At 64.4% G+C, this 18,264-nt stretch carries 16 protein-coding genes and 1 pseudogene; 8 read left to right on the forward strand and 9 right to left on the reverse strand.

Annotation, left to right across the window (positions count from 1 at the left end; all coding sequences use genetic code 11):
- Positions 1-2 precede the first annotated feature (2 nt).
- Entirely contained in the window at positions 3-2,651 is a 2,649-nt protein-coding gene (gene mutS / locus BEK68_RS04465) for a DNA mismatch repair protein MutS (RefSeq protein WP_012435277.1), read from the reverse strand.
- A gap of 96 nt (positions 2,652-2,747) precedes the next feature.
- Positions 2,748-3,644 (reverse strand): LysR family transcriptional regulator, encoded by an 897-nt coding sequence (locus BEK68_RS04470; RefSeq protein WP_012435278.1) that lies wholly within the window; start codon positions 3,642-3,644, stop codon positions 2,748-2,750.
- A 237-nt stretch (positions 3,645-3,881) separates the two neighbouring features.
- Between BEK68_RS04470 and BEK68_RS04475 the strand changes: the two genes are divergently transcribed.
- Together BEK68_RS04475 and BEK68_RS04480 are read left to right on the forward strand one after the other, a co-directional pair.
- Positions 3,882-5,747, forward strand: a complete 1,866-nt coding sequence (locus BEK68_RS04475) for a methyl-accepting chemotaxis protein (protein WP_012435279.1) — start codon at positions 3,882-3,884, stop codon at positions 5,745-5,747.
- A 75-nt stretch (positions 5,748-5,822) separates the two neighbouring features.
- Entirely contained in the window at positions 5,823-7,628 is a 1,806-nt protein-coding gene (locus BEK68_RS04480; protein ID WP_012435280.1) for a methyl-accepting chemotaxis protein, read from the forward strand.
- Positions 7,629-7,640: 12 nt separating this feature from the next.
- Here BEK68_RS04480 and BEK68_RS04485 read toward each other — a convergent pair whose 3' ends face one another.
- Positions 7,641-8,345 (reverse strand): MOSC domain-containing protein, encoded by a 705-nt coding sequence (locus tag BEK68_RS04485; protein ID WP_012435281.1) that lies wholly within the window; start codon positions 8,343-8,345, stop codon positions 7,641-7,643.
- The gene (locus BEK68_RS04490; RefSeq protein WP_012435282.1) at positions 8,342-9,046 is read right to left on the reverse strand and encodes a glutamine amidotransferase; all 705 of its coding nucleotides are present in this window, start codon (positions 9,044-9,046) and stop codon (positions 8,342-8,344) included. The genes BEK68_RS04485 and BEK68_RS04490 overlap by 4 nt, the downstream gene beginning before the upstream one ends.
- Positions 9,047-9,377: 331 nt before the next feature.
- Between BEK68_RS04490 and BEK68_RS04495 the strand changes: the two genes are divergently transcribed.
- Positions 9,378-9,761, forward strand: coding sequence for a hypothetical protein (locus BEK68_RS04495; protein ID WP_027693039.1), 384 nt, complete (start codon positions 9,378-9,380; stop codon positions 9,759-9,761).
- Positions 9,758-10,216, forward strand: a complete 459-nt coding sequence (locus BEK68_RS04500; protein ID WP_012435284.1) for a DUF2846 domain-containing protein — start codon at positions 9,758-9,760, stop codon at positions 10,214-10,216. The genes BEK68_RS04495 and BEK68_RS04500 overlap by 4 nt, the downstream gene beginning before the upstream one ends.
- Positions 10,217-10,284: 68 nt before the next feature.
- On the opposite strand, the gene BEK68_RS04505 is transcribed toward BEK68_RS04500, so the two are convergent.
- Positions 10,285-11,097, reverse strand: coding sequence for an inositol monophosphatase family protein (locus BEK68_RS04505; RefSeq protein ID WP_012435285.1), 813 nt, complete (start codon positions 11,095-11,097; stop codon positions 10,285-10,287).
- A gap of 171 nt (positions 11,098-11,268) precedes the next feature.
- On the opposite strand from BEK68_RS04505, the gene BEK68_RS04510 reads away from it, so the two are divergent.
- Together BEK68_RS04510 and cysE are read left to right on the forward strand one after the other, a co-directional pair.
- Positions 11,269-12,117, forward strand: coding sequence for an RNA methyltransferase (locus tag BEK68_RS04510; protein WP_012435286.1), 849 nt, complete (start codon positions 11,269-11,271; stop codon positions 12,115-12,117).
- A gap of 148 nt (positions 12,118-12,265) precedes the next feature.
- Positions 12,266-13,012, forward strand: a complete 747-nt coding sequence (gene cysE, locus BEK68_RS04515; protein ID WP_012435287.1) for a serine O-acetyltransferase — start codon at positions 12,266-12,268, stop codon at positions 13,010-13,012.
- A 22-nt stretch (positions 13,013-13,034) separates the two neighbouring features.
- Here cysE and BEK68_RS04520 read toward each other — a convergent pair whose 3' ends face one another.
- Genes BEK68_RS04520 through BEK68_RS04535 form a run of 4 tightly spaced genes read right to left on the reverse strand, consistent with a single transcriptional unit; the run spans position 13,035 to position 15,671 of the window.
- Positions 13,035-13,853, reverse strand: coding sequence for a UDP-2,3-diacylglucosamine diphosphatase (locus BEK68_RS04520; RefSeq protein ID WP_012435288.1), 819 nt, complete (start codon positions 13,851-13,853; stop codon positions 13,035-13,037).
- Entirely contained in the window at positions 13,850-14,356 is a 507-nt protein-coding gene (locus BEK68_RS04525; protein WP_004626191.1) for a peptidylprolyl isomerase, read from the reverse strand. Before BEK68_RS04525 ends, BEK68_RS04520 begins: the two co-directional genes overlap by 4 nt.
- 30 nt (positions 14,357-14,386) lie before the next feature.
- Entirely contained in the window at positions 14,387-14,968 is a 582-nt protein-coding gene (locus BEK68_RS04530) for a peptidylprolyl isomerase (protein ID WP_004626193.1), read from the reverse strand.
- 52 nt (positions 14,969-15,020) lie between these two features.
- Positions 15,021-15,671 (reverse strand): tetratricopeptide repeat protein, encoded by a 651-nt coding sequence (locus tag BEK68_RS04535; RefSeq protein WP_012435289.1) that lies wholly within the window; start codon positions 15,669-15,671, stop codon positions 15,021-15,023.
- Between the two features lie 253 nt (positions 15,672-15,924).
- On the opposite strand from BEK68_RS04535, the gene cysS reads away from it, so the two are divergent.
- Both cysS and BEK68_RS04545 read left to right on the forward strand, forming a co-directional pair.
- On the forward strand, positions 15,925-17,316 hold the full coding sequence (cysS, locus tag BEK68_RS04540; protein WP_012435290.1) for a cysteine--tRNA ligase: 1,392 nt from the start codon (positions 15,925-15,927) through the stop codon (positions 17,314-17,316).
- Positions 17,313-18,184 (forward strand): annotated as a pseudogene (locus tag BEK68_RS04545) (DNA-3-methyladenine glycosylase family protein). The gene cysS and the pseudogene BEK68_RS04545 overlap by 4 nt, the downstream one beginning before the upstream one ends.
- Positions 18,185-18,264 lie beyond the last annotated feature (80 nt).

The following is an 18,264-nucleotide window of genomic DNA, read 5'->3' on the forward strand; positions in this document are numbered from 1 at the left end:
AATCAGGCGGCCGGGCTCGCCAATGCCTTGAGGCGGTACAACGCATCAAGCGCTTCCCGCGGCGTCATATCGTCGGGATCGATCCCGGCAAGCGCATCCGCAAGCGCGCTGTCGGGTGTTTCGGCGTCGGCATCGCCTTCGTCGACGATGGGCATATCGGCGGCGAGTGCAAACAGGTCGAGCTGGGGCGTGGCGCCTGTGTCGGCGGAATGCTGCTCCAGCCAGGCCAGCCGTTTGCGCGCGGCGCGAATGACCGGCTGCGGCACGCCCGCCAGTTGTGCGACCTGCAAGCCGTAGCTCTGGCTGGCCGGACCTTCCTGCACGGCATGCAGGAAGACGATGCCGTCACCATGTTCGACGGCGGAGAGATGCACGTTGGCGGCCTGTGCGAACTCCTGCGGCAGTTGTGTCAGCTCGAAATAGTGCGTGGCGAACAGCGTGTGGCTGCGATTGTGCGACAGCAAGTGACGCGCAATCGCCCAGGCAAGCGCCAGGCCGTCGAACGTGCTCGTTCCGCGGCCAATCTCGTCCATCAGCACCAGGCTGTTGGGTGTGGCGCGGTGCAGGATGGCAGCCGCTTCCGTCATCTCAACCATGAAGGTGGATCGGCCACCCGCCAGATCGTCGGCCGCGCCGATACGCGTGAAGATACGGTCGATTGGGCCGATGACTGCGGCCTCCGCCGGCACAAATGCGCCCACGTAAGCGAGCAGCACGACCAGCGCGGTTTGCCGCATGAAGGTCGATTTACCGCCCATGTTTGGGCCCGTGATCAGCAGCAGCTTGCGCGCCTCCTGCAGCATGCAGTCGTTGGCGACGAACTGTTCGACTTGTTGTTCGACCACCGGATGGCGTGCGCGCGTCAGCTCAATACCGGGTGCGTCCGTCAGCGTGGGGCGCGACCACGACAGCGCATGCGCACGCTCGGCCAGCGTCGCGAGCACATCGGCCTGTGCCAGCGCGGCGGCGATACGTTTGAATTCGGCCAGGTGCGGCAACAGTTTCTGGAGCAGCTCTTCGTAGAGGAGCTTTTCGCGCGACAGGGCACGGTCCTGCGCCGACAACGCCTTGTCTTCGAACGCTTTCAACTCGGGCGTGATGTAACGCTCGGCGTTCTTCAGCGTCTGGCGGCGGCGGTAATCGTCCGGCACCTTGGCGGCCTGGCCGTTGGTGACTTCGATGTAGAAGCCGTGCACGCGGTTGTATTCGACGCGCAGATTGGCGATACCGGTGCGCTCGCGCTCGCGGGCTTCCAGATCGACGAGGAACTGGCCGCAGTTTTCCGAGATGTCGCGCAGCTCGTCGAGGTCGGCATCGTAGCCGCGGGCGATGACGCCGCCGTCTCGCACCATCGCTGCCGGCTCGGCCATCACGGCGCGCTGCAGCAGGGCGTGGGCGTCTTCGGGCAGGGTGAGCGCGGCGTACAGCTCGATGAGCAGCGGAGCCGCGTCGCTCTGCGGCAGTTCTTCGCGAATCTCGGGCAGGCGCGCGAGCGTGTCGCGCAGCGAAGACAGATCGCGCGGGCGCGCCGACAGCAGCGCCAGTCGCCCGGTAATGCGCTCCACATCCGACAGCGTGCGCAGCGTCGAGCGCAATGTTTGCCAATCGCCGCCGAGCAGCACCTCGATCGCCTGCTGCCGCGCTTGGGGGATGGCACGATCCCGCAGTGGATGATGCAGCCAATGGCGCAGCAGGCGGCTGCCCATGCTCGTGGCGCACGTGTCGAGCAGCGAGAACAGCGTCGGCGATTCCTGCCCACGCAGCGTCTCGGTCAGTTCCAGGTTGCGGCGCGTGGCGGTGTCCAGGCCGATGAATTCGCTTTCGTGCTCGACGGTCAGGCCGATCACGTGACGCAGCGATTGGCCTTGCGTGGCGGCTGCGTAATTGAGCAGCGCGCCGGCAGCCGCCAGTGCGGCCGTCAACGTTTCCGCACCAAAGGCGACGAGGCTCGCGACGCCGAGTTGCTCGCGCAGGCGGCGGGTGCCGGCTTCCACGTCGAAGTGCCAATCGGGCAGGCGCGTGCGGGCAACATCCACCTGGATGGTGTTGAGCGTTGCATCGTCGGCCAGCACTTCGGCGGGGCGGATGCGTTCGAGTTCGCGGTCGAGCTGGTCGGGGCTGCACTCCATCACGCGCAATTCGCCGCCGACGAGGTTGAGCCAGGCCAGACCGATCAGCGGTGCGGCGCCGCGCTTGGCCGGCAGATGCGCGATGGCCAGCAGATGGTTGTTGATCTTGTCGGAAAGCAGGGCGGCGTCCGTCAGCGTGCCGGGTGTGACGACGCGTACGACCTTGCGCTCGACCGGCCCCTTGGCTGTGGCCGGGTCCCCGATCTGTTCGCAGATGGCCACGGATTCGCCCAGCTTGACCAGCTTGGCGAGGTATTGCTCGGCAGCGTGGAACGGGATGCCCGCCATGCGGATCGGATGCCCGTTGGAGCTGCCGCGTGCGGTGAGCGTGATATCGAGCAGGCGCGAGGCTTTTTCGGCATCTTCAAAGAAGAGCTCGTAGAAGTCGCCCATGCGATAGAAGACAAGCGTGTTCGGATGCCCCGATTTCAGCCGTAAATACTGCTGCATCATCGGGGTGTGCTTGTCGAAAGGGCCGTATTTCGGGTCGATCTCCAGAACCGGAGCGGAGTGTTCAGCCATGAGTACTAAAGCGCAGCGCGCGGCCGGATGTGATCCGATCAGGCCGCGCGCGGAAGGTGTTGAATCGCGCAATTGTTGCATACCAGCGATGCTGCTTCACTGCTTATCGTCGGCGAGCCGGGCTTCGAGAAAATCGAGAAAGCACGCAATCCGCGAAGCCAACTGCGTGTTGCGGTAGTACACCGCGTGAATCGGCTGCAGCACCTCCACCGTGGCGTCCTGCAGCACCTGCATGAGATCGCCCGCGCGGCGGTCTTCAGCGGTCATGAAATCAGCCAGGCAGACGATGCCCGCGCCTTGCAGCGCGAGCTGGCGCAGGGTTTCTCCGCTGGAGGCCTTGAGCGTGGGCTCGATGCGCAGGCGATCGCCGTACGGGCCGCGCAGGGGCCATTGGTTTAGCGATTCCGGCTGCACGAAACCGAGCAGGGCGTGCTTCTGCAGCTCATCCACGTGGCGGGGCCGCCCGTGCGCTTTCAGATAGGCAGGGCTCGCCAGCACGCGCAGCCGCCGCGTGCCAAGCAGGCGCGCACGCAGGGTGGAATCGCGCAGCGTGCCGATGCGGATCGCCACGTCGGTGTCTTCTTCCAGCAAATCGATGATCAGGTCGTTGGTGTTCAGCTCCAGCTCGATCTGCGGATACCGTGCGCGGAAGTCCGGCACCAGCGGCGCCACCACATGCAGCATGAACGGCATGGCAGCGTTGACACGCAGGCGGCCGGCAGGCTGCTGGCGGCGCAGGGCGATCTGCTCCTCGGCCTCGTCGACGGCGGCGAGGATGCTGCGCGCCTGCGCCAGAAACGTCGCGCCCTCGTCGGTGAGCGACAGCCGCCGCGTGGTGCGCGAGAGCAGGGTGGTGTCCAGCTTCTCTTCCAGGCGGCGCAACGCGCGGCTCACGCCCGACACCGTCTGGCCGAGCCGCTCAGCCGCCGCCGTGACGGAGCCCGTATCGACGACGGTGCGGAAGGCGAGCAGTTCTTCGAGTGTGGTTTTCATCGACGATTGTCAATTCAAAATCAAAAGAATTCTGCCTAATGTGGCGTAATTTGCAAAGGTCGCGTGCGGGGCGCCTTGCCCTGGACGGGCGCAAATGCAGTGCGGCGGCGCTTGGCGCGCGACGCCCCCTCAAGGTTGGCGGCCAGCCTGCCGATAGACCATTCGGACCCCTAAAACCATAGTGGGAACGCGTTTGCGCAAATGGCGCCTCGCGGTTCCGCATCCGGAGACTCTGGAATGAGTAAGCTCAGCTTTCGCCAAAAGCTTTGGCTGCCGCTGATCATCAGCCTTGTCGCGCTGACCTTGATCTCGGTATTCAACGCGTATCAGGCGCGCGAGATCCGCGTCGAGGAGCGCAAGAACAACCTCGTCAGCGTGACGACCATGGCCGTGAACCTGGTCAAGCAATATGACGACCTGACCAAGAACGGCACGTTGAGCAAAGACGCCGCGCAGAAAGAGGCGCTCGACCGCTTCAAGGCGCTGCGCTACGACAAGGACGGCTACTTCACCATCACCAGCTCCAACAACGTGGTGGTGATGCACCCGATCAAGCCCGAGTTCATCGGCAAGGACCAATCCGGCTTCAAGGACGCACAGGGCAATGCCGTCTACGTGGGCTTGTCCAACGCGGCCAAAGATCCGAAGGGCGGATTCACCAGCTATGTGTGGCCGAAAGTCGGCGGCTCGGAGCCGGTGCCCAAGACGGCTTTCGCGATGCGCTATGAGCCGTGGGACTGGGTCTTCTCGACCGGCGTCTACATGGACGACATCAATGCCGCGTTCATGACTTCGCTGTACCAAACCGGCGGGCTGCTGGTATTGGTCGGCGGTTTGCTGTTGCTGCTGGGCGGCGTCGCGAACCGCAGCCTGCAGCGCACGCTGGGCGGCGACCCCGCCTACGCGGCTGATGTGGCCAACCGCATTGCCGGCGGTGACCTGACGCTGGAGATTGCCACCCGCGCCGACGACAACAACAGCCTGCTCTACGCCATGAGCCGCATGCGCGGCGCGCTGGTGGACACCATCGGCCGCATCAAGGGCGCGTCGGAGACCATCGGCACCGCCACGCGCGAAATCGCCAGCGGCAACCTGGATCTGTCGTCGCGCACCGAGCAGCAGGCCAGCTCGCTGGAAGAAACGGCTTCGGCCATGGAGCAGCTGATGTCGACCGTGCAGCAGAACGCCGACAACGCCCAGCAGGCCAACCAGTTGGCCGCGTCCGCCTCGGATGTGGCCGTGCGCGGCGGCGACGTGGTGACGCGCGTGGTGGAAACCATGGGCTCAATCAACGCGTCGTCACGCAAGATCGTCGACATCATCGGCGTGATTGATGGCATTGCGTTCCAGACGAACATCCTTGCACTCAATGCGGCAGTCGAAGCCGCGCGTGCGGGGGAACAGGGCCGTGGTTTTGCTGTGGTGGCCGGTGAGGTGCGCAGCCTTGCGCAACGCAGCGCGGCTGCCGCCAAAGAGATCAAGGCGCTGATCGATGATTCCGTCGTCAACGTGGATGCAGGCAGCGCGCTGGTGGAAGAAGCCGGCACGACCATGCGGGAGATCGTCGCGAGCGTGAAGCGCGTGACCGACATCGTTGGCGAGATTTCGTCGGCCAGCCAGGAACAGCGCTCCGGCATTGAAGAAGTGAGCCACGCCGTCACGCAGCTTGACGACGCCACGCAGCAGAACGCTGCGCTGGTGGAGCAGGCCGCTGCTGCTGCGCAATCGCTGGAAGAGCAGGCCGTGAGCCTGACGCAGGTGGTGGCGCAGTTCCGCCTCGATGCGCATGCGCTGCGTGCGCCGGCCATGGTGGCGCGGGTTGAGCCGGCTGTTGCGCCGGTCAAGCCCGTGGCACTCGCAACGCCGATGGCACCGGCATCACCCAAGGACGAAGCGCCGCGGCGCGGGGCCGCCAGGCCGAGCACCGAAGCTGCCAAGCCCAAGCTGACGTCGCGCAAGCCGCCTGTGTTGCGAAAGGCTGCTGCCAAGCCGGTCGAGCGAACCGAAAAGAGCCTGGCTGCACCGGCAGCGATACCCGCGAGCCTGGCCAAGGCGAAGCCTCTGGTCGCCGCTGGAGACAACGCTGACTGGGAAACGTTCTGACCCACGATTGACCTTCACCTCGTTGACCCCGCACACCGCAAGCATGGGTTTGCCTGCCGGGACCCCGGAGACAAGATGGACCGCATTTTGAAGAACACCAGCGTGCGCGCTGGCCTGCTGGCGATTCTGATCACCTTTGCACTGATGATCGTGGTCGGCGCGGCGGTGGGTGTGCTGGCCTTGCGCACCACCAACGCGGCCACCGAGCGCGTGCATCAGATTTCCGACCGCAGCATGCTGTTGAACGACGCGTACAAGGACATGCAGCGCGCGCGCACCGGCATGTCGCGCCTGTACAGCGTCCTGCGCGAGAACATGGATGGCGCTGCCAAGACGACAGCGCTTGCCAGCTCGGAGAAGGGCCTGAAGAAGTCCATCGAACAGGTCGAAGCCTTCAAGAATGCGCCGCCCATCGAAGGTGTGGACGAGTCGCTGCGCCAGGCGATCGTGCAGGCCGCACAGACGCACATCGAAGCCGTGCAGCGTGGCATGGCGGCCTTGCGCGCAGGTGATGCCTCAGCTTATGCCCCGATCAACTACAAGGACGTGACCGATACCGGTGCAGCGTGGTCGGTGCAAATCGAGAATTTCCAGCAGCTCGTCAAGAAGCTGGCCAAGGACGAGGCCGACAGCGGCCGCGCGCGCTACGAAACGATCCTCAAGTTCGTGGCGCTCGGTATTGCCATGGCGCTCGCGTTGATCGTGGCGGTGTTCTACGGGCTCAAGGCCTTCGTGATCACGCCGCTCAACGAAGCCGTGACCGTGCTGAGTCGCGTGGCTGAAGGCGATTTGGCCGTGCATGTCAAGACGGGTGGCCGCAATGAACTGGGCCGCCTGCTGGCTGCCGTGGGTCGCATGCGCGAAAGCCTGGTGAACACCGTTCGCCAGGTGCGTAACAGCTCGGATTCGGTCAACACCGGCGCGCACGAAATCGCCAGCGGCAACCTCGATCTGTCTTCGCGTACCGAGCAGCAATCCGCCTCGCTCGAGAAGACGGCTGCCAGCATGGAGCAGATGACCTCCACCGTCACCAACAACTCCGAGAACGCCCGCCAGGCCAGCGCGCTGGCGTCGAATGCGGCAGACCTGGCTTCGCGTGGCGGCGATGTAGTGCGTGGCGTGGTGGCCACCATGGACGACATCAGCGCGGGCTCGCGCAAGATGGCCGACATCATCGGCGTGATTGACGGCATTGCGTTCCAGACCAACATCCTGGCGCTCAACGCTGCCGTGGAAGCTGCCCGCGCCGGCGAGCAGGGCCGCGGCTTTGCCGTGGTGGCAGGCGAAGTGCGCGCGCTGGCTCAACGCAGTGCTGCTGCGGCCAAGGAAATCAAGACGTTGATCGACGATTCGGTGTCGCGCGTGCAAGCGGGCCACACGCAGGTGGCGCAGGCCGGCGAGACTATCACCGAGACCGTGGAGGCCGTGCGCCGCGTCGCCAACATCGTTGAAGACATTGCCTCCGCATCGGTCGAGCAGACGCAGGGCATCCTGCAGATCGGCCAGGCCGTGACGGAAATGGAGCAGGTGACGCAGCAGAACGCCGCGCTGGTCGAACAGGCGGCCGCCGCCGCGCAATCGCTGGAAGAGCAGGCGCAGAACCTTACGCAGGTCGTGTCGCAGTTCCGGCTGGATGGGGCAGGGAACGCCGCGATGGCTGTGCGCAAGCCCGAGAAGGTTTCCAAGCCGGTGGCCAAGGCCGCTGCACAGCCGGTCAGCGCGGCCAAGCCGGCACGGGCGGCGCTGCGCAAGCGCGAACCGAAGATCGCAGTTCAGCCGGTGGCTTCGGTGCCGGTCGCACCTGCCGCTGCCGCCCGGAAGCAACAGCAACCTCTGGCCGTAGCCGGTGGCAGTTCCGACGCGGATTGGGAAACGTTCTAAACGGTTGAGAACTCAGGCTTCGAGCGCTGGGCCATCGATGCGTCTGGCCCAGCTTTCCACCTCGCCACGTGCGAGGCGGCCTTCCACCAGCTTGCGCCATGAGGGCGTGAGCGGCAGCGTCAGCATCTCGGCCAGCGCCGCACGATCGAGCATGTTGCGGTAAAGCACATCGAGTACACGCGCCAGCGGCCAATGCGGCCATGGACGCTCGAACCATTCGAGCATATCGCCCGCGCGCAGCGTGCCACCTTCCAATACCCGGTAATACCAGCCCGTGCGGCCCGTGTGCTGCACGCGGCGCGCCATGTCGCGCGTGTTGAACCGGTCGTTGAGCTTCCAGCACGGCTGACGGAGTTGCGACACTTCCAGCACCACGCTGCCCGCACGCAGGCGGTCACCTACGCAGATGTCGGCTTCGGTGATGCCCGTCGTGCTCAGGTTCTCGCCAAACGCGCCGGGCTGTGCGAGCATGGGATGCGCGCCGATATCCGCCTGCCAACCCGCGTAGTGGTCGAACGGGTAGTGATGGATTGCTTTGTCGGGGCCGCCGTGCACACGCAAATCGCCTTGCTCATCACCGACGATGCCGTTGATGCCTACCTCCACCGCATCGTGCACGGGGCGCTTGTCAATGGCGCTGCGCGAGCCTGGGCGGGTGTAGTCGACAGCGCGCCCGGTGAGGACGGTATCGATGCAGACGGGAGCCGGCAGCGTCATGCGGCCTCCGCGCGATCCAGCCAAGCGGTGAAGACCTCTCGCGCGCATTGCGACAGGCGTTCCGCAACCGCCGGCACCTGCGCGCGGAACGCACGTGGGTCGATGCCCGCTGCGCCGAGTTCCGCCGCATGCCCGATCAGCCAGGCTTCAAGCTCGTCCAGGTCGGCCTCCAGATGGAATTGCAACCCCAGTGCGTGGTTGCCAATGGCGAAAGCCTGCTCGGCGCAGATTTCAGTGAATGCCAGCCGTTGCGCGCCGGGCGGTAAGTCGTACTGGTCGCCATGCCAGTGCAGCACCGGCGTGCCGTCGGCCAGCGGCGCGAGCGGTGAGCCTGCGCCTGCGGCCGTGAGCGTGATGGGTGCAAAGCCGATTTCCTTCACGCCCATCGGCTTGACCGCCGCACCGAGCGCGCGAGCGATCAGCTGGGCGCCCAGGCAGATGCCAAGCAGCGGCTTGCGTGCGGCCAGCCGCTGCGCAATGGCGGCCGCTTCATCGCGCACGAACGGATACGTTGCATCGTCATACGCGCCGATGGGTCCGCCCAGCACGATCAGCAGATCCGCATCCACCACGTCGTCGGCCGGCACCGGCTCCACGCCCACGTCCACGGTGCGCACCGTGTAGCCCCTCGCTTCCAGCAGCGGCTGCAGTATGCCGAGATGCTCGAACGGAACATGGCGCAGGGCGAGGGCGTTTTTCATGGCAGTCGATGGCGTTGAGGGCGAGGCTCATTGTGAATGAGGGGCGAGGCGCGCAAAACCCGTTCGGCTTGCGGGGGATTGTTTCGGGGCATTGGCAGGTTGCTCGACACGCTCGCCGATGGGGTGGTCCGCGCCGCCGGTAGCGAACCTGCTACCGAACACGCCGGCTAAGCGTCGCTTATATCGGTTGTTAGTAACGTGCATTGCACTCCCCACGAAAAACCCGATTCGAGGGGGTGTCAGTCTCGCGTCATCTCATTGAGATCGTTCTCCACAGAGTGCCGCCTCGGTACCGATAAAAAAGATTCTGGAGGGAGTTGTGCAGAAGCCAATGCTGCATTGGGCTGTGGCGTGCATTGCCGTGGCTTGCCTGGGCGCGTGCGCGCCGATGGTGTCCACCGCACCAGCCACGCTGGCCAGCGACAACGCGACAGGCCCGTCGCGCATTCAGTTGAAATCTTCAACGGAGATACGCCTGGAAACTGGCTATACGCGCACGCTTGCGGCCGGCTCCAACTGGCAGCGCGTGGGTACGCTGTCGCAAGGCGCTGTCTATCGCCCGGTCGGCACGATCTTCACGATTGAAGGCCGCCAGGTCCACGAGGCCTATCTGGTGATCGCCGGTCAACGCCTGGTCGGGTTTTACCTGCCAGGCGAGCAGGCGTACTCCCCGCTTTCTACCGCTGTATCCATCACAACAGGAGAATCACAATGAAGGGAGTTTTGCGCGCATTGGCTTCGGCCATCGGTGTCACGGTTCTGATGGCGGGTTGCGCGTCGGGCGTGAAGTATTCCGAAATGGCTTCGTCGATTCCGACGCTCAAGCAGGATCAAGGGCGCGTGTACTTCTTCCGCTCGTCGTCGCTGATCGGCGCGGCACTGCAGCCGGACATCAAGCTGAACAGCGAAGTGATTGGCCAATCCAAACCGGGCGGCTTCTTCTTCGTTGACCGTCCGGCTGGCAAGTATGTCGTGTCAACAGCCACCGAGACCGAGAAGACGCTGAGCTTCGCACTGGACGCCGGTGAGACAAAGTACGTGCGCACGTCGCCGTCGCTGGGTCTGATTGTCGGCCGCGTGGTGCCCGAGCTTGAAACGCCGGAAAAGGCGCAGGCCGAACTGCCCTCGTTGAGCTTCGCGCCCAACGAGCCGCCGGTTGCCAAGAAGTAAGCTCCGAGACGTGAAAAAGCCCGCATAAAGCGGGCTTTTTGTTGGCGGCTACTGGCGCAGCGCCGCAATCAAGCTTCAGCCTTCGACCGCGAGAACGGCGAGGTGATCTTGATCATCTGCACGAAAGCCTTCGGGTTGCCGGCCAGGATTTCACCTTGGTCCAGATAGCCCGATTCGCCGGTGTAGTTGCCCACCAGGCCACCCGATTCCGTCACGAGCAGCGAGCCTGCGGCCATGTCCCACTTGCTCAGGCCTTGCTCGAAGAAGCCGTCGAGGCGGCCGCAGGCGACGTAGGCGAGGTCCAGCGCGGCAGCGCCTGGGCGACGCAGGCCGGCGCAGTTTTCCGTCATGGTCGCAAACAGGCGGGTGTAGTCGTACAGGCCTTCCAGATCGCGGTAGGGGAAGCCCGTGCCGATCAGGCAGTCAGCCAGCTTGTCGCGGCGCGTGACGCGGATACGGCGGTTGTTCAAAAACGCGCCGGCGCCCTTGGAGGCGGTGAAGAGTTCGTCGCGCGTCGGGTCGTACACCACGGCCTGCGTGACGACGCCACGCTGCATCAGCGCGATCGACACACCATATTGCGGAAAGCCGTGGATGAAGTTGGTCGTGCCGTCCAGCGGGTCGATCACCCAGACGTTTTCGCTGGCGGTTTCGCCGTCGGCCCAGGATTGGCCTGACTCTTCCGCTAGAATCGCGTGATCGGGGTAGGCAGTCTTGATGACTTCGATGATCGCCGCTTCCGCTGCACGATCGACTTCGGTGACGAAATCGTTGTGTTGTTTGCGCTCGGTGCGCAGGCTATCAACGTCGAAGGACGCGCGGTTGATGACGGTGCCGGCCTTGCGAGCAGCCCGGACGGCGATATTGAGCATCGGATGCATGTGGGATCTCCGCGCCTGACGCGCCGATTTTTCGGAAGCGGCCGCAGGCGAAACAACACAACGAATTGTAGAAGAACGAGCGGCGGGCCAATCTTGCGATCCTGCCCGCCGTCAAAAGAGTGGCCGTATTGTATATGAACCCCGCCCCCCGGCGCCCCGCGAATTGCGCCAATGAGCACACCGAACACCACACCCGCCGACCCGGAAATCCTGCGCCAGCAAGCCACGCGGTGCCGCTTCGTGCTGGTCGAGACCAGTCACCCGGGCAATGTCGGCTCCACGGCACGTGCGCTCAAGACCATGGGGTTTGGCGAGCCCGGTAGCTTCGTGCTCGTCCGCCCGCGCGAGGCCGACGCAAAGCGCCACGCTGATGCCGTTGCCATGGCAAGTGGCGCCGATGACGTGCTGGCCGCCGCCCGCGTCGTCGACGACATTGGCGAGGCGTTGGCCGGTGCCTCGCTCACGATTGCGCTGACGGCCCGCCCGCGCGAATTCGGTCCGCGCCGCATCGGCCCGCGTGCTGCGGCAGAAGAAGTGGCCGCATTGCTGGCCGCGCCGGACGCCACCGTCGCCTTCGTCTTCGGCAACGAGCGATTCGGCTTGCCCAACGAGGTGGTGGAGCGCTGCCACGTCGTCACGCACATTCCAGCCAACCCGGCGTATGCCTCGCTGAACCTGTCGCAGGCCGTGCAGTTGATTGCGTACGAGGTGCGCATGGCGCTGCTGGCCGGCACCGGCACGGGCGACACGCGCATGGAAGGCGTCGGCTTTGTCGGCGAGCCGGCCACGGCCGAGCAGATCGACGGGATGTTCGAACATCTGGAGCAGGGCTTGGTCGAGATCGGCTTTCTCGACCCGGCCCAGCCGAAAAAGCTGATGCCGCGCCTGCGACGTCTGTTCGCCCGCACGCAGCTGGAGACCGAAGAGGTCAACATCCTGCGCGGCATCGCCAAGCGCATGCTCGGCCGCCGTGCCGAAGCCACCACGCCGCCCACCGGCGCCGCCGACGACTGTCGCTGATCGCCCAGAAAGCCGCCTCCTGGCTGATCCAGCAGGGCGGCATTTCCTGCATGTCTGGTTAAAACCCTTGCCGCAGCGCGGTAAGGCAATGCCTTACACTGCCCTCAGCGCATCGCGCATATAGATATAACAATCTACACACCTCAAGATGTTCACACGCATTCGCGAAGATATCGGCGCCATCATGGAGCGAGACCCGGCTGCGCGCAGCCGCTGGGAAGTGCTGACCTGCTACCCAGGTCTGCACGCCATCATCGTCCATCGGGTCGCGCATGCGTGTTGGCACGGCGGCTTCCGGTGGCTGGGGCGCTGGTTCTCGCACCTCGGGCGCTTTCTCACCGGCATCGAGATTCATCCCGGCGCGACGGTCGGCCGGCGCGTGTTCATCGACCACGGCATGGGTGTCGTGATTGGCGAGACGGCCGAGATCGGTGACGACTGCACGATCTACCAAGGTGTCACGCTCGGAGGCACGTCGCTCTACAAGGGCGCCAAGCGGCATCCGACGCTCGGCAAGGGCGTGGTGGTGAGCGCGGGCGCCAAGGTGCTTGGCGGCTTTGTCATCGGGGATGGAGCGCGCGTTGGCTCCAACGCGGTCGTGCTCAAGCCGGTACCGCCGGGTGCTACGGCGGTTGGCATTCCGGCGCGCATCATCGAACGCGATGTGGCCACCGAAGCCCAGTCTGCGCTGAAGCAGGAGTTTTCCGCCTACGGCATCACGCCGGATGCGGACGATCCGGTATCGCTGGCACTCAAGCGGCTGATCGACCACAGCGAGCTTCAGCAGGAGCGTATCGAGTCGATTCTTTCTGCGCTGGATCGCCTGGGCGCGCACCTGGAAAACTCGCCGAACGATCCGTTCGATGCGAGCGAGCTGAAGCGGATGCTCAAGTAAGCAAAGGGCCGGTGGCGACGGCTTATGTCGTCACTTGCTCGACCGTCAGCGTGCCGTCTTGCAGTTTGAGGAAACTGCCGCGCGGGTGTGCTTGATCGAAATCCCAGTCGGAAAGTACCCAGCGGCTGCCGCTCGGCTCGTGATGCAATTGCGGGCGGTGCGTGTGGCCGTGGATGAGCGTGGACGTATTGGATGCCTTGAGCAGCGCGTCCACCGCATCAGGTGCGACGTCGCCCATCATCGCAGCGGCGCGGGGTTCGCCGGCAACATTGGCGGACATGGCGCGGCCAGCTTCGCTTTCTGCGCGCATCTTCTGCGCGATCTTCAGCCGCCAGCGCAGCGGCATCGTCAGGAATATCCGCTGCACCCAGCGCTTGCGCGTCCAGTGGCGAAAGCGCATGTAGGCCGCGTCGCGCGTGCAGAGGGCGTCGCCGTGGGCAAGCACGATGCGCTGGCCATCATCCGCTTCCAGCACGGTGGGATCAGGTAGCAGCGTAGCGTGCGCGGCATTCAAGAAACGCTTGCCGAGCAGGAAGTCGCGATTGCCGTGCATGAACAGCACGCGCGTGCCGGCCACTGAAAGCTCTGCGAGCAGGCTGGCGATGTGCTGGTGGAACGGATCAGCCAACTCTTCATCGCCGACCCAGTATTCAAAGAAGTCACCCAGGATGACGAGCGTGCGTGCCTCGCGGGCGCGCGTGCGCAGGAAGCGCTCGAACGCAGCGGCGGTGGCCGGCATGCTGGCCGTGAGGTGCAGATCCGAAATAAAAAACACCGGCCCGGAAACCCGGACCGGTGTCTTCAGCGCGGAGGCCTGTGCGGCGTGCGCTGCGTCGATCATTCGATCACTTCGGCGCTTTCGATGATCACGTCTTCCATCGGCACGTCCTGGTGGAAGCCGCGGTTGCCCGTGCGCACCGAGCGGATTTTGTCGACCACATCCATGCCTTCGGTCACTTTGCCGAACACGGCGTAGCCCCAGCCTTGCGGCGTCGGCGAGGTGTGGTTCAGGAAGTCGTTGTCGACCGTGTTGATGAAGAACTGCGCCGTGGCCGAGTGCGGGTCGTTGGTGCGAGCCATGGCAATGGTGCCGCGCTCGTTCTTCAGTCCGTTGTTGGCTTCGTTGTCGATCGGCGCCTTGGTGGGCTTCTGGCTCATCTTCTCGCCCGGCTCGAATCCGCCGCCCTGGATCATGAAGCCCTTGATGACGCGGTGGAACACCGTGCCGTTGTAGTGGCCATCCTTCACATAGGCGACGAAGTTGGCAACCGACTTGGGTGCCTTCTCAGCGTCCAGGGCCAGGGTGATGTCGCCGTGGTTGGTGTGCAGCTTGACTTGGGTCATGGTGAATTCCTTGGGTGGGGCAAAAATGCGTTACTTGGAGACGACGGTGGCCGATTCAATCACGATCGGCTTCACGGGCACGTTCTGGTGCGGGAACTTGGTGGTGGTTTCCACCGCCTTTATCTTGTCGATGGTGTCAGTGCCGTCAACCACCTTGCCGAAGACGGTATAGCCGTAACCGTCCTGACCAGGGTAGTTCAGCATGTTGTTGTCGACCACGTTCACATAGAACTGCGCCGTGGCGGAGTTCGGGTCCATGGTGCGTGCCATGGCGATCGTGTACTTGTCGTTCTTCAGGCCGTTCTTCGATTCGATCTCGACCGGCGGGCGCGTGTCCTTCTGTTTCATGTCGGGCGTGAAGCCGCCGCCCTGGATCATGAAGCCGTCCATCACGCGGTGGAAAATCGTGCCCTTGTAGAAGCCGTCCTTCACGTACTGCAGGAAGTTGGCGACCGTCTTGGGCGCCTTGTCCGGATACACCTCAACGGTGAAGTTACCCATCGATGTCTTGAACTGGATGCGCGGCGCGGACGCGGTGGCTGCCGTGGCTGCGGTGGCGGTTACGGCCAGTGCACACACGAGCCCGGCAAAGAGGGAGCGAATACGGAGCATGGTCAGGAAGAGAGAGCTTGTGGGTGGGAAAGCAGGATCGGGCCGCGTCTTCTTATTGACGCTTCGCCGGCTTGGCAGTCACACCGCTGGCTGCAGGCAGCGTGGTCGTGACAGGTTTGGTGGCAGGGTGCACGCCCGGCAGGTCGGGCAGGGCATCCAGACGTGCCCGGGCGGTGGCGTTCTTGGGGTTCAGCTTGATCGCGCTCTGGTACGACTGCGCGGCCAGGCGGACGTAGACATCGCCAAGATTGAATTGCGCCAGCGCATTTTCCGGTGCCACGCGGTTCGCCATGATCAGGCTGTCGCGGGCACGGAGCAGCTCACCGCGCTCGGCATACAACGCAGCCAGGTTGATGTATGGCTCGGGCAGTTCCGGGAAATCCTGTGTCATCTGGCTGAAGGCCACGATGGCGTCGTCCGCGCGGCCCAGGCCGGCAAGTGCAACACCGCGCTGGAAGCGTGCCTGCGCGTTGCGCGGCTGGGAGGCGACGTCCTTGTCCAGCTCTGTCAGCGCCTCGGCGTATTGCTTCTTGGTCAACGCGTCGTCGATGCGCTTCTGGCGCGCGACCTGCGGCGCTTGCTGCGTGCTGGGCATCAAATCGGCCGGCAAGGCAAAGCCGGCGGTCTGGGCGAAGGCCGGTGCCGCCGACATGGCAAGCAGGCAAGCCAGGGTTGCAGCGGTCTGACGCAGCGGTCTGTTCATGAGAATCGGTTCCGTTATACTCCGCCGCATTCTAACAAACCGTCTTTGTGCGCAGCAGCGGCCGTGCGCGCCAGGAAAGGTTCTTGACGGGGAGCATGCCTCACGCACTGGCAGGCCGCCCTGTCAGCGCAGTTCCGGTAAGATATGCCGCTAGTTTTGCAGGCGCCGTGCCGGCGCCGATTGCCTCCAATTTAGTCCGCCCGCAACGTTGTACCTCGCATGCGCGGCGCGCTGAGTCTCCCGACACCGCTTCATGGAATCACTCAAGATCTACAACACGCTCGCGCGTGAGAAACAGACGTTCGTCCCCATCGAGCCCGGCCGCGTGCGCATGTACGTGTGTGGCATGACGGTGTACGACTACTGTCACGTCGGGCATGCGCGGGTCATGGTGGTGTTCGACATGGTGCAGCGTTGGCTGCGCGCGGCCGGTTACGACGTCACCTACGTGCGCAACATCACCGACATCGACGACAAGATCATCAAGCGTGCGGTCGAGAACGGCGAGACGATGAGTGCGCTGACGGGCCGCTTCATCGCTGCCATGCACGAAGACGCCGATGCGCTTGGCGTGCAGCGCCCGGACCACGAACCCCGCGCCACCGAATACGTGCCGCAGATGCTGAGCATGATCGGCAGGCTGCAGACGAACGGCCTCGCCTATCAGGCGACCGACGGCGATGTGAACTACGCGGTGCGCAAATTCCCCGGTTACGGCAAGCTGTCCGGCAAGTCGCTCGAAGACCTGCGCGCCGGCGAGCGCGTGGCGGCCAATGATGCCAAGCAGGACCCGCTCGACTTCGTGCTGTGGAAATCCGCCAAGGCCGACGAACCGGCTGAATCGCGCTGGGCGTCGCCGTGGGGCGAGGGCCGTCCGGGCTGGCATATCGAATGCTCGGCGATGAGCTGCGAGCTGCTGGGCGAGCATTTCGATCTGCACGGTGGCGGCGCCGATCTGCAGTTCCCGCATCACGAGAATGAAATTGCGCAGTCCGAAGGGGCGACCGGCAAGACGTTCGTCAACATGTGGATGCACAACGGCTTCGTCCGTGTGAATGACGAGAAGATGTCGAAATCGCTCGGCAACTTCTTCACCATCCGTGACGTGCTGAAAGTGTACGACGCGGAAGTCGTGCGTTTCTTCATCCTGCGCTCGCACTATCGCAGTGACCTGAATTACAGCGACGCCCACCTCGACGACGCGCGCCATGCGCTCACGCGCCTGTACACCGCGCTCAAGGATGTGCCGGCGGCGGTGGGTGCAAAACCCGACTGGAGCGAGTCGCATGGCAAGCGCTTCCTCGAAGCGATGAACGACGACTTCAATACGCCGGTCGCCGTGTCGGTGTTGTTTGAACTCGCGAGCGAAGTGAACAAAACGCGCTCGCCCGAACTGGCCAGCCAACTGGCTGCGCTGGCCGGCGTGATCGGCCTGCTCGGCCGCGATCCGCATGTGTTCCTGCAGGGCGGTGTGTCGGCCGATGGTGTGGACGCGGCAGAAGTGGAAGCGCGTATCGAAGAGCGCCGCGCCGCCAAGGCTGCCCGCGATTTTGCCCGCGCTGATGCCATCCGTGCCGATCTGCTGGCCGCCGGCATTGTCCTCGAAGACAAACCGGGTGGCCTGACCGAGTGGAGACGCGCATGAGCGCGGTGGCCAAGAAAGCCAACGTAGGACGCAGCACCGCTGCCAAGAAGCGCCGGCGGTGACGGTGTCGGCTGCCAAGAAAGCAGTCGCCAGAAAAGTCGACGGCGTGGCGAGCAAGACGGTCGTCGCCAAGAGCGCACCGATCAAGGCCGCCAAGGCCCCGGCCAAACGCGTGCCTGCGAGCAAGGTGCCACTGCCCGAAGCACTTGCCGCCAGCGAGACGCTGCCTGTGCCCGCCGAAGTGGTGCTCTCGGGGCCGCCCGAGTACTGGCAAGAAGCTTGCGCAGACCTGATGAAGCGCGACCGTATCCTGCGCAAGATCATTCCGACGTGTGGCCCGGCGCACTTGGCTTCGCGCGGCGATCCGTTCGTCACGCTGGCGCGCTCGATTGTCGGGCAACAGATTTCCGTGAAGGCTGCGCAGTCGGTGTGGGAACGCGTCGTGGGTGTGTGCCCCAAGCTCGTGCCCGCCCAGTTCCTGCGTGCGGGCCAGGAAAAGCTGGCGGGTTGCGGCCTGTCCAAACGCAAGGCCGAGTACATCCTTGATCTGGCCGATCACTTTCGCAACGGCACCGTGCACGTCGCCAAGTGGGCCGAGATGGAAGACGAAGACGTGATCGCCGAGTTGACGCAAATCCGCGGCATCGGCAGATGGACAGCAGAGATGTTCCTGATGTTCAATCTGATGCGCCCGAACGTGCTGCCGCTGGACGATATCGGCCTCATCAACGCGATTTCCCAGAATTATTTCAGTGGCGAACCCGTCACTCGCAGCGAGGCGCGGGAAGTGGCCGCCAACTGGGAGCCATGGCGCACCGTGGCCACTTGGTATATGTGGCGCAGCCTAGACACGGCGACCACCTATTGATCTGTTCATTTCGATGAAACGGAGCGCGTCGCCGGGCGGTCAAAATCCGGTAGAATGCGCGCCTTCAAGAGCCTTTCAGA

This window comes from Ralstonia pickettii, assembly GCF_001699815.1.
GTDB classification, from domain to species: Bacteria; Pseudomonadota; Gammaproteobacteria; order Burkholderiales; family Burkholderiaceae; genus Ralstonia; species Ralstonia thomasii.